Below are 15811 nucleotides of genomic sequence, written 5' to 3' on the forward strand. Positions count from 1 at the left end.
CGACGCCGCCGCTCAAACGAATGAGCGACGGCGTCGGCGTTGACCGGCGGGGAGGCTCACTCCCACTCGATGGTGCCCGGGGGCTTGGAGGTCACATCGAGGACGACGCGGTTGACGTCGGCGACCTCGTTGGTGATGCGGGTGGAGATCTTCGCCAGCACCTCGTACGGCATCCGGGTCCAGTCCGCCGTCATGGCGTCCTCGGACGAGACCGGGCGGAGCACGATCGGGTGGCCGTAGGTGCGGCCGTCACCCTGCACGCCGACCGAACGCACATCGGCGAGCAGGACCACCGGGCACTGCCAGATCTCACGGTCGAGACCGGCCGTCGTGAGCTCTTCACGGGCGATGGCGTCGGCCTCGCGCAGCAGGTCGAGCCGCTCCTTGGTGACCTCGCCGACGATGCGGATGCCGAGGCCGGGGCCAGGGAACGGCTGGCGGTGGACGATCTCCTCCGGGAGGCCGAGTTCCTGGCCGACCATCCGGACCTCGTCCTTGAACAGCTTGCGCAGCGGCTCGATCAGCTCGAACTCGAGGTCCTCGGGGAGGCCGCCGACATTGTGGTGGGACTTGATGTTCGCGGTACCGGTGCCGCCTCCGGACTCCACCACATCGGGGTAGAGCGTGCCCTGCACCAGGAACTGGACGGGCTCGTCGCCGTGCGCGCCCGCCTCGGCGACGATCTCGGCCTGCGCCTGCTCGAAGACCCGGATGAACTCCCGGCCGATGATCTTGCGCTTCTGCTCGGGGTCGGACACCCCGGCCAGCGCGTCGAGGAAACGCTGCTGGGCGTCGACGACCTTCAGGGAGACCCCGGTCGCGGCGACGAAGTCCTTCTCGACCTGCTCGGTCTCGCCCTTGCGCATCAGACCGTGGTCGACGTAGACGCAGGTCAGCTGGGAGCCGATGGCCTTCTGCACGAGGGCGGCGGCGACGGCCGAGTCCACCCCGCCGGACAGCCCGCAGATGGCGCGCTTGGCGCCGACCTGCTCGCGGATCGCGGCGACCTGCTCCTCGATGACATTGCCGGTGGTCCAGGTCGGCTCGATGCCGGCACCCCGGTAGAGGAAGTGCTCCAGGACCTGCTGGCCGTACGTCGAGTGCATCACCTCGGGGTGGTACTGCACGCCGTAGAGCTTCTTCGCGTCGTTCTCGAAGGCGGCGACCGGGACCACGTCGGTGGACGCGGTGACGGTGAAGCCCTCGGGCGCGGCGGAGCAGGCGTCACCGTGCGACATCCACACCGGCTGCTCGGCCGGGGTGCCCTCGAAGAGGGTGGAGCCGGGCTTGCTGACGTGCATGCCGGTACGGCCGTACTCGCGGGCGCCGGAGTTGTCGACGGTGCCGCCGAGGGTCCGCGCCATCAGCTGGAAGCCGTAGCACATACCGAAGACGGGCACGCCGGCCTCGAAGAGCGCACGGTCGAGCTGCGGGGCACCCTCCTCGTACACGGACGAGGGACCACCGGAGAGGATGATCGCGGCCGGGTTCTTCGCCAGCATCTCGGAGACCGGCATCGTGGACGGCACGATCTCGCTGTAGACCCGGGCCTCGCGGACTCGGCGGGCGATGAGCTGGGCGTACTGGGCGCCGAAGTCGACAACGAGGACGGCGCGGACATCGTCCGGGCTGTCGTTGTCGGGCGCGGCAGCGGTGGGCGCTGAGGACACTACGGCGGCCTTCCGGCGTGCTGGGCGGGGGTTCTGTTTGTTGATTCTACCGGCGGCGCCGAGCCTCGCCGGGCCCCTGTTCGTATCACCATCCGAATCGCCCGGCCGCCCGGCTGGCTCCGAAGCGGCCCTGAAGGCATACTGGGGCTATGCGCAAGCACCCGACCTTCGTCTTTACCTATGGCATCCGGCCCGCCGGCTGCCATGGTCGTGCTGCTTGAGCAACTGACAAGCGACTTCCCAGGCGCCCCGGGCCGACAAGGCCCGGGGCGTTCTGCGTTGCGGGCGGTGTCGTCCGGCGCTTCCGGGGCGTCTTGGACCATCCACCAAGGAGACCTCCGCCATGGCCCTCACCACCACCTCCGCACCCGAGACCGGCGCGCGCACCCCCGAGGCAGCCGCGCTCATCGATGACGCGCGTGAGCGCATCGACACACTCGACGACAGGATCATCGGCCTGATCCAGGAACGGATGGCCGTCTCGGCTGTCATCCAGGCGGCCAGGATCGCCTCGGGCGGCCGCCGGGTGAACCTCGCCCGCGAGATGGAGGTGCTGAGCAGGTACCGGGGCGCGCTGGGCAAGCCGGGTACGCCGCTGGCGATGACGCTGCTCGAACTGTGCCGCGGTCGTGTCTGACGCCAGGTGTTCCGGGCCCCGTTCTCACCCGTACGGCGCGTGACCGGGGACCTGCGGGCTTCGTTGGTCCCGGTGTCCGTCCCAGCCGGCGGCGGGCCCGATGGAAGAACCACGCATGGCTCCGCCGGGGCGTGTGGCACACCTCAGGTGTGTCGTGGGACCTCGCCCCGGCGTGCGTGACCGGTCGGCAGGGGACAGCAGCCCGGTCACCCCGACTGCGGTCGGCTCCGGGCACGCCCGGGACCGACCGCAGTCGGGTCACTGTCCGCTACTCGCCGCTCGCCGTCGCCGTACGGCCTCTACCGCTGTGCGGCGCGCCTGCGGTTCTTGGCGTACAGGACGGTGCCGAGTGCCAGCGCCGCCGCGGCGGCGCCGCCGGTGAGCAGGACCGTGGTGCCGGTCGAGGCGAGCCCGCCGCCGGTCCCGGAGCCCGAGCCGGAGGTGGAGCCCGAGCCGGACGTGCCCCCCGATTCCTCGGTGCCGCCGCTCGTTGCGCCCTCGGTGCTCGAACCGCCGGCGGAACCGCCGGTCGAGCCACCCGTGGAACCGCTGGAGCCGGCGGTGGCTCCCGATTCGTCCTTGCCGTTCAGGACGATCTTGGCGGTGTTGTTGCGCATGTCCGGGTCGAAGTGCAGCGCGGGCTGCTCGTCGTACCAGTTACGCACGGTGACGGAGCCGGTAGCCTGCTTCACGACCTTCTCGATCTTCATCTCGAAGGGCAGCGCGAAGTTCTCCTTCTCCAGCACCACCATCGGGACGGCGCAGAAGTAGCGGGACGCGCCGAGCTGCTTCTCGCGCAGGTCTCCGGAGGCGGTGGCGGCGCGGCAGATCTTCGGCTTCTCGGTGACCTTGGCGCCCTGCGGCACCTTTACGTCGACGGTGCCGATGGCCTCACCGGAGCGCAGGTAGGCGATCCAGGCGGGGCCGTTGTTGCGGAAGCCGATGGTCGTCCTGACCGTCTCACCGGCCGCCGCCTTCTCGACGCTCGCGCCGTACGCGACGAAGTCCGCGGTGTTCTCGGCGCGGATCGATTGTTCCTGCTGGTTGTCCCAGGGGTCGAGGTCCGCGCCGCGCGCCGCGGCCGACATCTTCTTCAGCGTGAGGGGCGCACCGGTGCCCCTGGTGAACGAGGCCCCACCGCGCTCCTCCTTGAGCGCGCTCGGGCTCATCTCCTCGACGCGGTAGATGAAGTCCTCGTAGAAGGCGTGCTTGGTCGCCTTGACGGTGAAGGGCTCCGTCAGCTCGTAGACCGCGCCCGCCTCGAAGGGCCCGTCGAGCACGCAGACCGCCTTCGAGTACGCCGTCCCGAAGAAGTCATCTCCGTCCTTGGCGTACTCGCAGTTGGTGTAGCGCTCGGGGATCTCGATGCCGTGCGAGTACATGAGCGTGATCAGGACGCCCTGGGCGGCGGAGGTGCCGCTGTTGGCGAAGGCGAGCCTGGCGGGCTGGGCATCGCCCGGCTTGACCTCCTCCTTCAGCTTGAGCGGCTTCATGACCAGGTCCACACCACCGACCTCGACCCTGGTCGAGTGGGAGGTGAAGGTCGCGCCCTCGGCCTGGCCGGTGACCTTGATGGTCCCGGACACGCCGACCTCGCTTCCCTTCGCCGCGGTGATCTCCAGGCGGGCGACACTGCTGAGCCCCGGCCAGACACCCCAGTCGTGGCAGACTCCGAGCGTCCCGGTGATCTTGCAGTCGGCGCTGCCCGCGCCCTCGGGGTCGAAGCGGACGTCCGCGACACCGGCCAGACCGCTCAGGTCGAGGGTGACGGTGTACTCACCCTCGAAGAAGCCCTCTTCCTCGTCCTCGGAGGGGTTGTCCACAGTGAAGTCGACGACCGCCTTCCTCGGCTTGCCGGACGCGGGGTACGCGTGCAGGCCCACATCGGATGGGCCGCTGAGGGTGAAGACCGGGTCCGACTCGGCCGCCTGGGCGGGTACGGCGGCGAGACCGGTTACGGCCAGCAGCCCGGCGGCAGCCAGGCCGGCTGCGCCGCGGCGCAGCCCGGCCGGGGCGGAAAGGCGTCTCATCTACGACCTCGTGATCGGTGCGACGGGTGCGGCAGGCACTACCCGTGTGTCAGCTGTGTCAGCGCTGAGTTCGACCCGCATGAGGTGCACATGGTTGTCCGTGTATAGGTCACGGAACGACTACGACCGCCCCAGCCAAGGGCTGTGACACCAGTCACATAAGTTTTGTGTGAGTTCCGGGGCAACCCTTCACGCCGGTCACACGTCATGCATGCGGAACCAACATTTCCGGCTCCCCTTCACGCCTCGCCCCGGCCCAGGCCGGCACGGTGCACCCGACACGTGCCACCTCGCCGACCACCGGACAGGACCGCGGAGGCCACAAAGCAAGAGAGGCGCTGCACTCGGAGGGGGGTGCAGCGCCTCTCTCATGTCCGCGGTCGGTGGGCCGTCCCGAGCCTCGCCCGGCGCGTCACTTCTTCGGCGGGACCGCCGGAATCCCCAGGAACGGCAGATTCAGCGCGCCGAAGGCATCCGCCGGCACTGCCGGGGCCTTCGGCGCCACCGGCGCCAGTCGCTCGTATGCCGCGCTCTGCTCCGGGCGGGTGTCCTCCTCGCCCTTGTTGGGCCAGAACGACATCGCCCGCTCGGCCTGGGCCGTGATCGTCAGGGACGGATTCACACCGAGGTTCGCGGAGACCGCCGCACCGTCGACGACCGAGATTCCCGGGTGGCCGTAGAGCCGGTGGTACGGGTCGATCACTCCGGACTCGGCGGAGGCGCCGATCGGACAGCCACCCAGGAAGTGCGCGGTGATCGGGGCGCCGACCAGCTCACCTATGTTGGAGCCGGCGAAGCCGTTGATCTCCTTGGCGAGCAGCGTGGCTGCCTCGGTGGCGATGGCGATCTGCGTGGGGTTCGGCGCTCCGTGTCCCTGGCGGGCGGTGAGCAGGCCCTTGCCGAGGCCCTTCGGCTTGCGGTACGTGGTCAACGAGTTGTCCAGCGACTGCATGACCAGGCCGATGATGGAGCGCTCGGACCATCGGCGGTTCGAGAGAGCGCGCATCGCCAGCCAGGGATGCCGGGCGATGCGCCCGGTCCAGCGCGCGACCCGGTGCTTGGCGCTGAAGGGCACCTGGAGCACGGTGACGCCGCCCATGGCGTTGGAGCCCTTGCCGTAGCGGACCGGCTCGATGTGGGTGTCGGCGTCCGGGTGGATCGACGATGTGATCGCAACACCGCGGGTGAAGTCGACCTTCTTCGCGCCGTGCGCCTTCCGGTAACGGCGGTTGTCGGTTTGGGCGCCGACGATCGCCTCGGAGTTGGTGCGGGTCATCTCACCGAGCCGCGCCGAGATCCGAGGCAGCAGACCGGTGTCCTTCATCCGGTGCAGCAGGCTCTGGGTGCCGTACGTCCCGGCGGCGACGACGACCCGCCGCGCCGTGAACGTGCGCCCGTGGCCCTTGCGCTTCTTGTCGGTGGGCAGGGTCCTGACCGCGAAGCCGCCGCGCGAGTCCTCGGTGACGGCGACGACCGAGGTCATGGGGTGGATGACCGCACCCACCTGCTCGGCGAGGTGGAGGTAGTTCTCGTTGAGGGTGTTCTTGGCTCCGTGGCGGCAGCCGGTCATGCACTCGCCGCACTCGGTGCAGGCACGGCGCGTGGGGCCCGCACCGCCGAAGTACGGGTCGGGCACCTCCGCACCGGGCTGGACCTTCGCGGTGCCGGTGCCGTCCTCGGTGGCGGCGTCCTTGCCGTCGCCGAAGAAGACGCCCACCGGCGCCATGTGGAAGGTGTCACCTACGCCCATGGCCTCGGCGGTCGCCTTGAGGTGCACGTCGGACAAGGTCATGGTCGGGTTGAGTCGCACGCCCAGCATCCGCTTGGCCTGGTCGTAGTACGGCTTCAGCTCGTCCTGCCAGTCGGTGATGTCCTTCCACTGCGGGTCGTTGAAGAACGGGGCGGGCGGCACGTACAGCGTGTTGGCGTAGTTCAGGGAGCCGCCGCCGACCCCCGCGCCCGCCAGCACCATCACATTGCCCAGCAGATGGATGCGCTGGATGCCGAAGAGGCCGAGGGCCGGGGCCCACAGGTAGTTGCGCAGGTCCCAGGAGTTCTTGGGCAGGGTCTCGCGGGTGAAGCGGCGGCCCGCCTCGAGGACGCCCACGCGGTAGCCCTTCTCGCTGAGGCGCAGGGCCGAGACCGAGCCGCCGAATCCGGAGCCGATGACGACGACGTCGTAGTCGTATGCGGAGTCGGCTTCGCTCACGTCGCTCCCGTCGTTCCCGTCGTTCACGTCGCTCCCGTCGTTCCCGTCGTTCCCGTCGCTCCCGTCGTTCCCGTCGTTCCCGTCCTGGTTCCGGGCTGCTGAGGACGCAGGAAGATCGGACATGGCTCTCCTCGGTGCGGGTGCGGGGTACGGCTGGTACGCGGTGGCGCGGCGGGTACGGGGCGGCTGCGGGGCCCGGAGGGACTACCGGAGGCGCAGGGCCTTCATCGCCTTCAGGGACGTGGTCATCAGGGCGGCGAACTTCTCGTCGTCCATACCGAAGGACGGGGCGAGCGGCATCAGCCGCTGGTGGGCGACGGTCTGGGCCTCCGTGTACTTGAGGATGCCCTCCGAACCGTGCCTGCGGCCGAGGCCGGAGTCCTTCATGCCGCCCATCGGCGCCCGGACACTGCCGTACGCGGGCGCGTAGCCCTCGTTGATGTTGACGGTGCCGGTACGCAGCCGGGCGGCGACGGCGTGGCCGCGTCGGCCGTCCTTCGTCCACACACTGGCGTTCAGCCCGTAGGCGGTGGCGTTGGCCTGCTCGATCACGTCGTCCTCGTCCGTGAAGCGGTAGATCGAGACGACCGGCCCGAAGGTCTCCTCCCCGCATACGGCCATCGGCGCCTCGACGCCGTCGAGGATGGTCGGCTCGTAGAAGTACGGGCCGATGTCGGTACGGTGGACACCGCCCGCGACGACGGTCGCGCCCTTGGCCACGGCCTCCTCGACATGGCGCTTGACGTTCTCGAGCTGGCGCTCGCCGACCAGGGAACCCATCTCGGCGCCGTAGGCGAGGGAGCGGCCGAGGCGCATCGCCTTGGTGCGGGCCGCGAAGCGCTCCAGGAAGGCATCGGCGATCGACTCGTGCACGTACAGCCGCTCGATGGAGATGCAGAGCTGTCCGGCAGAGGAGAAGCAGGCGCGGATGGCGCCGGCCGCGGCCTTGTCCACGTCGGCGTCGTGCAGCACCAGCATCGCGTTCTTGCCGCCGAGTTCGAGGGTGACCCCGACGAGACGGGCGGCGGCACCCTGTGCGACCTCGCGTCCGGTGCGGGTGGAGCCGGTGAACGAGACGTAGTCGGCGTGCTTGACGACCTCGGGGCCGATGACGGGGCCCTCGCCGAGCACGACCTGGAAGACCCCGGCCGGGAGCCCCGCCTCGATCAGCAGGTCGCGGGCCCACAGCGCGGTGAGCGCGGTCTCGGTGTCGGGCTTCATCACGACGGCGTTGCCCGAGACGAACGCGGGCAGGGCGTCGCCCACGGACAGCTCGAACGGATAATTCCAGGGAGCGATCTGGCCGACCACTCCGCGCGGCTGGCGCAGCTCGGTGGTCTTGGTGAGCAGCGGCACGGCGCCGGTGTGCCGCTTCGGTTTCAGATACGCCGGCGCCATGCGCCCGTAGTGCCGGGCCGCGATGGCGACACCCAGCACCTCTTCCTGGGCGTGCAGCCTGGCCTTGCCGGTCTCCAGCTGGATCAGGTCCAGCACCTCGGCCTGGCGCGCGAGCACCAGGTCGTGGAAGCGCAGCAGCACGGCGGCTCGGGCTCGCGCGGAGGTCGCGGCCCAGGCCGGCTGGGCGGCGCGGGCACGGACGAACGCCTCGGCCACGTCGTCGGGCGTGGACTCGGGCAGATCTGCGAGCTTCTCCCCGGTGAAGGGTGTGTGATTGGCGGTGCGGCCCGTACCGACGACACCACGTGTGAGCTGGGCGACCACCTCGGGCGTGACCACATCGGCCGCGGTGCGCGCCCCGGCCGGGGCGGCGGCGACCGGGTTGGTGCCGAGGGGGCTGGAGTGGGGAGCGAGGGCCTGCGAGTCCGTCATGAGGGCGAGAGTATGACGCAATCCCACCTTTGGGTACCCGTCGGTAACAGCTTTTCGAGAGCTCCACACATCACGCCAGTGATCGCTGGCAAATAAGCCCTGATCAGGGGCTTACCGCTGTAGCGGGCGCTGGCAGATCACATTTCACACTCACCGGGCAGAGGTAGGGCGCGCGGGCAGGGCGGCGGGAGTCGACACGGCGGACGCGGCGGCGGGACGGGGGTCAGTCGTCCGACGGAGGGGGCTGCCAGCTCCGGAGCACGATGTCGAACTGCTGTCTGATCTTGGACCAGTTCCCGGCCGGGCCGGACATGTAGACGGCGTACTCCGTGCCGTCATCCGCGTAGTACACCTGGTCGATCGCACGGCGCTTGCCGGGGTGGTCCTTGGTCTCGGTCCAGGTGAACTCCCAGAGCGCCGACTCGGCGTGGTCGCGGAAGACGTTGGAGTGCAGGGTCAGCCGCTTGTACTCGGGCAGTCGCTTCTCGACGGTCTTCTCCACGTCGAGCATGTGCATGTACGGGTTCTCGAAGTCAGGCGAGGGATCGATGCTGACACGGATGCGGTGGCGGCCGTTGTCGGGTGTGTAGTCGATCTGGTTGCCGTCCAGCTGGCGCACCCAGCCGTTCGGTACGAGCAGACTGAAGCCCTCGGGGTCCGTGGTCCGGGTGAAGCCGTCCGGGGACTCTCCGGACGGGACCCCTCCCGTGCTCCCGGTGGGGTCCTGGGACCGGGGCGTGGTGGACGAACCGGGCCCGTCGGCCTCCGTACCCGTGCCGCGGTCGGCGTACTCGACGGCTGCGTATGCGGCTCCTCCGGCGACGGCCGCCACCACGGTCACGGAGAGCAGCGCCCTGCGCCAGCGGCCTGGGCGCTTCGCGGGTCGCTGCCGGGCGGGGTGCCCGGGCGGGCCGCCCAGCGGGGCACCGGGCGCGCCGTGCACACCATGGGCGCCGGGTGCGGTCCGCGAATGACTCACGGACGGATGCGCGGACGGATGTACGGAGGGGTTCACGGTCGGGGTCAGTCCGCCCGGGGCGGGAAGCTGCGCGGTCGCGACCCCCGCGTCCCCCCGACTCACCGACCGCGTCGGCACATACGCCTGCGCCGACTGGGGCCTGCGTCCCTCCATGACCTCCAGCAGCATCCGTTCGAGCTCGGCGGCCGACGGACGGTCCTCGGGCTCCTTGCACAGCAGGGCCGTGATGACCGGTCCCAGCGCACCGGCCTTCCCCGAGGGCGTGGGCTCCTCGGTCACCACGGCCTGCATCGTCGACAGCGGCGAGGTACGGCGGAACGGCGAGGTGCCCTCGACCGCCGTATAGAGCGTGGCGCCGAGTGACCACAGGTCGGAGGCGGGCCCCGGGTCGGCGCCACGGACCCGCTCGGGGGCGAGATAGTCGATGGAACCGACTATCTCACCGGTCCTGGTGATGGTGGAATCACCCTCGATGGCGGCGATCCCGAAGTCGGTGAGCAGGGCCCTGCCGTCCGAAGCGAGCAGCACGTTCCCCGGCTTGACGTCACGGTGCAGCACCCCGGCCGCGTGCGCGGCGCTCAGTGCGCCCAGCACATGCAGACCGACCCTGGCCGTCTCGGCCACCGGCATGGGGCCCGACTCCTTGGCCGCGTCGGCGAGTGACGGCCCGTCGACGTACTGCATGACGATCCAGGGGCGCCCGTCGTACTCGAGGACATCGTGCACGGTGACGACACCCGGGTGGGAGATGCGTGCGGCCGCCCGGGCCTCCTTCTGGGTGCGGGCATGCAGCACGGCCCGGTCGGACTCGGAGACGTAGAGACCGGCCGTGAGTTCCTTCACCGCGACGGTTCTGTGGAGGAGTTCGTCCTGGGCGCGCCACACCTTGCCCATGCCGCCGCGACCGATGCTCTCCGTGAGCCGGTACCTCCCGGCCAGCAGCAGTCCCGCTCCTGTACTCATGCTCTCCACGCGTCCCCGCCCCGTTCCTTGGAATGACAGGTTACGAAGGGGAGGTACATCCAGGGAACAGAGGGCGGCTCACCAACTCGCACCGTTACTCGATGGTTGCGACTCGCGGTCACCTCCGCCCGGACACCGAGGGGACGATGGCACTCATTGCGGTCAAGTGGGATGCGCGACTGATGCCGTTGAACACGCAACGTCACAAAGGCGGGTCGCCGGGACAAGCGTCAGCGGCCCGGACGATACGACTTCGTCGCCTGCTGGTAGATCTCGGTGATGTCGTCGCGCTGGCCCTCGGGTCCGATGACCTGGATGACGTGGTACCGATCGCCCACGATCATCGCGAGGTTGCGGACGTAGACCTCGCGTCCGCCGCTGTCCTGCCAGGTGAACTGCCCTTCGGCCATGGCCTGCTTGCCGACGTCGATACGGCGCAGCCCGGAAGCCGACGACCAGGTCGATTCCCGGAAGGGCTGCAACTCGCGCTCGGTGCCGCGCTGATAGGCCATCGGGTCCGACCCGTTCTCCTGGACCGTGTCACGGCCTGGCACGACGATGAGCGTGAAGTCCCCGCCGGTGTAGCGGACCTGGCCGCTGTCGTTGAGGGACCGCCGCTGCCAGGTCTCGTCGACCGCGATCCGGAAGCCCTCCGGGTCGTCGCGCAGCACATATCCGTCGGCGAGTTCGACGGCCGGACCCGAGGCTTCCGGTTTCCCGCCGACCGGGGTCTGCGAGGGCTGTCGGGTCCCGGCCTCGGAGGGCGGGCTGCCGGGGCCGGGGAGCACGCTGCCGGCGACGGCCTGGTCGGAAGCCCCTCCGGACTGCCCCGACGACGGCTTCTGGCCCCCCGCCTTGGGCATGAACAGCACGGCGTACGCGATGGCCGCCGCGAGTACCAGCAGGATCAGCACCAGCAGCAGCCGGCCGAGCGAACGCGGGCTGCGGCCCGAGCGCGGACCACGCGGCTCCCTGAACCGCGCAGGCTCTGCCGCCTGCCTTGCCTGCCTCGGCTTTCTGTGGCGGTGCCGTCCGTGAGTGGCGTCGGGCAGACCGCCGCGGCGTCGCCGGACCAACTCACCGCGGCGGCGCACGACGGGCAACCGCGTACCGTCCGCCGACGGCAGCGGTATCACCGCCACGCCCGCGTCGGGCTCTGGCGCGGATCTGATCAGCGAGCGCAACCAGCCGCGCAGCTCCTCGAAGTCGGGGCGCTCGGTGGGGTCCTGGCGCAACAGCGACTCGACGACCGGGCGCAGCGGTCCGCACTCCTCGGCGAACGCGGGCGGCTCGGCGCAGACCATCTGGACGAGCTCGGTCGCACTCTCCTCCGGGTACGGGGCGTGGCCCTGCACGGCGCGGAACAGCAGTGCGCCCAATGCCCAGAGGTCGGTGGTGGGTCCGACCGGTGGGGCGAGTTGCCAGGTCCCGTGCACGGGGCCGGCCTGCTCGGGCGCCCAGCGTTCGGTCACCGCGCCGACGACGGCGATCCTCGCCTGACGGGCGCGTTCGGCGGCGAGGGGGGTCGCGGGGCCCCGGTACCCGGGAGCCGACGAGCCCTCCGCGGCGACGGCCTCGTCCCAGGCCGCGGCGCCGCGGCCGGTGCCGGAGGTGGAGCCGGGGACACCGGTGGCACCGGGTCGCGCGCCGTGCGACGCCTGGACGGGCAGCCGCTGGGCGTCAGCACGCAGGGCGTCGGCTCCGGAGGCACCACGGCCGTACGGGGACGCACCGCCCCCGGCGGCGACCGGCGTGGAGCCGTCCACGCCGACATGCGGGCCATCGCGCCACGTACCGGCCAACCGGGCGCGGGGCGGCCCGCTCGGGTACCCCTCGAAGTCCCCGTCGTCGTCGGCGTCGGCGTCGGCGTCGTAGGCATCACAGGCGTCGTCCACCAGGTCGTGCGCGCCGCCGCCTGCTGCCGGGCGCGACCACCAGTTGGGACCCGGCACGGGTACGGGGGCCGACGCGGGCCCGTCGGACACACCCGGGTGGTGCAGACGCCCGACACCGCGGCCACCGCCCTGTCGCGGTTCCCCGGCGTGCGGGGCACGGGTGTCGCTCGTGGCGTCGGAGCCCTCACCGAAGCCGTAGCCGTAGTCCTGGGATGTGTACGGGGCCCTCGCACCGGGCTGCCAGGGCAGCGGTGCGGTCTCGGCGGGCAGCGCGGGCGGGCCGGACCGGTCAGTGGCGGACGGAGCCGAAGGGTCCGAACGGTCCGAACGGTCCGAACGGTCCGGCAGGTCGAACGGGGCGGACGAGCGCGGCAGGTGGTCCGGCTGCGCTTCGATCACCTCGCCGCCCGGGTCCGGCACCGGGGCGTAGCCGCACAGGGCCTCCTCAGCGGCACCCGCGGCGAGGCCGGTCAGAACCACCCGGCCGTCGTCGCAGACCAGGACCGTGCGAACGGTGACGTTGCGGTGTGTCCAGCCATGAGCGTGCAGGGCTCGCAGCGCGGTGAGGACGTCCGAACCGATCTCGGCGGCCCGGTAGGGGCTCAGCGGCCTCTCGGCGAGCAGCGCCGCGAGCGGGCGGGCCGCGATCAGTTCGCTCACTATCCAGAGCGAACCGCTCTCGGCGAACACGTCGAAGACCTGGTCGAGCAGCGGGTGGTCGGGGATCTGGGCGGCGGCCTGGGCCGCCTCGACGGCCCGTCGCACCGCCGGATCGGCGGGGCGCCGGGTGGCACCCGCGGCGGCGCGCGGCGATCCCACGTATCCGTAGCCCTGCCGGTGCCCCTGCCCGTAGCCTGCCGTCTGGCCCGTGGTGTCGAGCACTTCCGCGTCCACGACCTCCGGCAGCGGCAGCTGCCGGACGACGACCTCCTGGCCGCTGTAGGTGTCGAAGGCGCGGGTCTCCACGAGTTCGTACCCATCGGACGGTGGAAGCGGCAGACGGTAGCGCTCAGCGAGCACCCGTCCCGCGTAGTCGTCCACGACGCCTCCCCACCAGCGCACAGCCCCCCGGTCTCGAAGACGCTACGAACCGTCAAAACCGTTCACCCGCACGGCCGCTTGCGACTGCGTATGGTCTTCGGTCTCTCACGATACGTGGCTTGTTCAGTACTTGGGGGAGAACGTCGCGAACGCCGTATCGCGCAGCGTTGCGCACTCCTTCCCATCCCATTCGCTCGCCTTGCAGCTGACCATGATCGAGTAGCCGTGGCCGGCGTCGACCTTGAAACCGCGGTTGAGCACCCGCACGCGCTGTCCGCCCTGGTTGCGCTCGAAGCTCCAGTCGGCTGCCGTCGGATAGCCCTTGTAGTCCACGGAACCGATGCCGAGGGTCTTGTAGCCGTCGCTGCTGGCGCTCACGGCCGCGACCGCCTGGGTCCATGCCAGCTTCGCGTCCCCGCCGGGGCTGCCGGTGAAGTCGACCTGGACCCGGGGGAAGGCGCCCTTGGCGGTGTTGAAAATGCCGCCCGAGTTCTCGCCCGCGATATTGGTCATCCGGAAGTTCACCGGCATGGCCATGGAGAAGTTGAACTGGTCGTTCGTCACCATGGCGTATCCGGCCGGGAGTCCGCCCGACGCACCGCCACCACCCGCGGAGTCGCCCGTGGTGGGGCCGCCGGACGGCTGCGTACCCGCGGTGCCTCCCGCCGTGTCCTTGCCCGTCGCATCGCCGCCCGCGGTGGCCTTTCCGCCGTCGACGCCCTGCTCCGGGTCGCCCTTGGTGCCGTCGGCACCGCTGCCGCCCTTGTTCCCGCCTTCGCCGCCGGCGGCGGCGCCTCCGGCGGCCGTGCCGTTACCCGCCTTGCCCTGTCCCCCGGTCTTGTCGTCGTCGCCGTTGAACGCGACGGCGAGCACCGTGGCGAGCACGGCCAGCGCGGCGACCAGCGCGATGACCACCAGGGTGCGGCGGGGCACCACATCGGTGATCGGAGCCCGAACGGGTGCCGTCCGGGTGCCCGTCGCAGCAACCGTCGCTGACTCGGGCACGGGCTCCTGGTCGGGCTTCGCCGCCGCGTTCCGCACGGAGCGCAGGGCACTGCGCACCCTTTCGGCAGCCGCGTCGGCCGCGTCCTTGGTGCGTTCCTTGGCCCGGTCCTTGGCGCCGTCCCCGCCACGCTCCTTCGCCGGTGCGGTGGGCTCGGGCGGCAGCGGCGGCAGGCCCACCACCCGGGTCGCCTCGGGTGACGGCTCGGGCTCGGCGACAGCCGGGGCCTCGGGCATCCGGATGACGTCCAGCAGCAGGGCACGGGCACCCGCGTCGTCGAGCCGCTGTGCCGGGTCCTTGGCCAGCAGCCCGTAGATGACCTCTTCCAGCGGGCCCGCGTTCTTGGGCGGGTCGAGCGGCTCGGTCATGACGGCGGTGAGGGTGGCGATCGCTGAGCCCTTGTCATACGGCGGGCAGCCCTCGACGCTCGCGTACAGCAGACCGCCGAGCGACCAGAGGTCCGCAGCGGGGCCGGGCTTGTGGCCGCGGGCGCGCTCCGGCGAAATGTAGGAGGGCGCGCCGACGAGCATGCCGGTGGACGTGATGGACGGGTCGCCTTCGACCTGTGCGATGCCGAAGTCGGTGAGGACGACCCGTCCGTCGGTCTCGATGAGTACGTTGGACGGCTTCACATCCCGATGCAGAATGCCCTCGCGGTGCGCTGAGCGCAGCACATCGAGGATCGCGAGACCGACCTCGGCAGCCCGGCGCGGCGTCAGAAGCCCGTCCTCGCGGACCACTTCCGCGAGCGACTTGCCCTCGACGAGCTCCATCACGATCCAGGGGCGGTCATCCTCGTCCACCACGTCGTAGACCGTCACCGCGTTGGTGTTGCGGATCCGGGCGATCGCCTTGGCCTCGCGCAGGGTCCGGGTGATGAGCCGGCGCTTCTCGTCCTCGTCGATGCTGCTGGTGAAGCGCAGCTCCTTCACGGCGACGGTGCGTCCGAGCGTTTCGTCGACGGCACGCCACACGGTGCCCATGCCGCCTCGCCCGAGCACCCCGCCGATCCGGTAGCGCCCACCGAGCAACCGGCCTTCGGCCGATGGCCTCATCGCGGCGGGCGTGCCGCGTCCGGCAACGGATGAGGCTCCGCCCTTGCCCACCCGCGGACCCTCGGCGCCCGTCCTCGAATCCGCGCCGCCGGTATCCGTGGACTTCTCGACGTCCGTGGACTTCTCGACGTCCTTGAACTCCTCGATGACCGTGGACTTCCTGACATCATCGGGCTCTTCGACGCCCGTGGACTCCTCAGCGTCCCCGGCGTCCTTGGGCGCTTCGGCGACCTTCACGTCCGCGTCCGCGACGCTTCCGGCCGACCCGGCGCCATCCGATGGCCTCGCGTCCGCCGCCTTCTTGTCCGCTTCCGTGCCCGAGCCCACGTCAGAGCTCTTCGCACCGGCGCCATCGGCGTCCTGGTCAGCGTCCCGCAAGGGCTCCGGTGTCGTGTCCCGCGACTGCTCCGCCTCCGACATGCGTCCCCTCTGCGATCCCTGATCCCCGCCCGCGTATGCCGCTCCACGCGATGCGGTAACGCGCCCTGGAAGAGTCCTC

8 protein-coding genes are annotated in these 15811 nt (G+C 70.8%); 1 reads left to right on the plus strand and 7 read right to left on the minus strand.

Annotation, left to right across the window (positions count from 1 at the left end):
- Nucleotides 1-56: 56 nt before the first annotated feature.
- A complete protein-coding gene (gene guaA / locus V1460_RS32650) occupies nt 57-1670 on the minus strand; it encodes a glutamine-hydrolyzing GMP synthase (protein WP_338677198.1) in 1614 nt (537 codons plus the stop codon).
- Between the two features lie 343 nt (nt 1671-2013).
- Between guaA and V1460_RS32655 the strand changes: the two genes are divergently transcribed.
- A complete protein-coding gene (locus V1460_RS32655) occupies nt 2014-2307 on the plus strand; it encodes a chorismate mutase (RefSeq protein ID WP_338677199.1) in 294 nt (97 codons plus the stop codon).
- Nucleotides 2308-2606: 299 nt separating this feature from the next.
- Here the strand turns inward: V1460_RS32655 and V1460_RS32660 are convergent, their stop codons facing one another.
- The 6 genes from V1460_RS32660 to V1460_RS32685 form a co-directional block, all read right to left on the minus strand.
- Nucleotides 2607-4337, minus strand: a complete 1731-nt coding sequence (locus V1460_RS32660) for a peptidase (RefSeq protein ID WP_338677200.1) — start codon at nt 4335-4337, stop codon at nt 2607-2609.
- Nucleotides 4338-4749: 412 nt separating this feature from the next.
- Nucleotides 4750-6669, minus strand: a complete 1920-nt coding sequence (locus tag V1460_RS32665; protein WP_338677201.1) for a GMC family oxidoreductase — start codon at nt 6667-6669, stop codon at nt 4750-4752.
- 81 nt (nt 6670-6750) lie between these two features.
- Nucleotides 6751-8376: a succinic semialdehyde dehydrogenase gene (locus tag V1460_RS32670; RefSeq protein ID WP_338677202.1), complete on the minus strand. Its 1626-nt coding sequence runs from the start codon at nt 8374-8376 to the stop codon at nt 6751-6753.
- A gap of 223 nt (nt 8377-8599) precedes the next feature.
- Nucleotides 8600-10318, minus strand: a complete 1719-nt coding sequence (locus V1460_RS32675) for a serine/threonine-protein kinase (protein ID WP_338677203.1) — start codon at nt 10316-10318, stop codon at nt 8600-8602.
- Nucleotides 10319-10548: 230 nt separating this feature from the next.
- Nucleotides 10549-13254 (minus strand): serine/threonine protein kinase, encoded by a 2706-nt coding sequence (locus V1460_RS32680; RefSeq protein ID WP_338677204.1) that lies wholly within the window; start codon nt 13252-13254, stop codon nt 10549-10551.
- Between the two features lie 123 nt (nt 13255-13377).
- A complete protein-coding gene (locus tag V1460_RS32685) occupies nt 13378-15732 on the minus strand; it encodes a serine/threonine-protein kinase (RefSeq protein ID WP_338677205.1) in 2355 nt (784 codons plus the stop codon).
- Between the last annotated feature and the right edge of the window lie 79 nt (nt 15733-15811).

The sequence above is a fragment of the Streptomyces sp. SCSIO 30461 genome (genome assembly GCF_037023745.1).
GTDB lineage: Bacteria > Actinomycetota > Actinomycetes > Streptomycetales > Streptomycetaceae > Streptomyces.

Bases quoted from the DNA above. Each gene is read 5' to 3' on its own strand.
- V1460_RS32685 (WP_338677205.1), bottom strand. From the start codon at position 15,732: ATGTCGGAGGCGGAGCAGTCGCGGGACACGACACCGGAGCCCTTGCGG.
- V1460_RS32665 (WP_338677201.1), bottom strand. From the start codon at position 6,669: ATGTCCGATCTTCCTGCGTCCTCAGCAGCCCGGAACCAGGACGGGAAC.
- V1460_RS32660 (WP_338677200.1), bottom strand. From the start codon at position 4,337: ATGAGACGCCTTTCCGCCCCGGCCGGGCTGCGCCGCGGCGCAGCCGGC.
- V1460_RS32655 (WP_338677199.1), top strand. From the start codon at position 2,014: ATGGCCCTCACCACCACCTCCGCACCCGAGACCGGCGCGCGCACCCCC.
- V1460_RS32675 (WP_338677203.1), bottom strand. From the start codon at position 10,318: ATGAGTACAGGAGCGGGACTGCTGCTGGCCGGGAGGTACCGGCTCACG.
- V1460_RS32670 (WP_338677202.1), bottom strand. From the start codon at position 8,376: ATGACGGACTCGCAGGCCCTCGCTCCCCACTCCAGCCCCCTCGGCACC.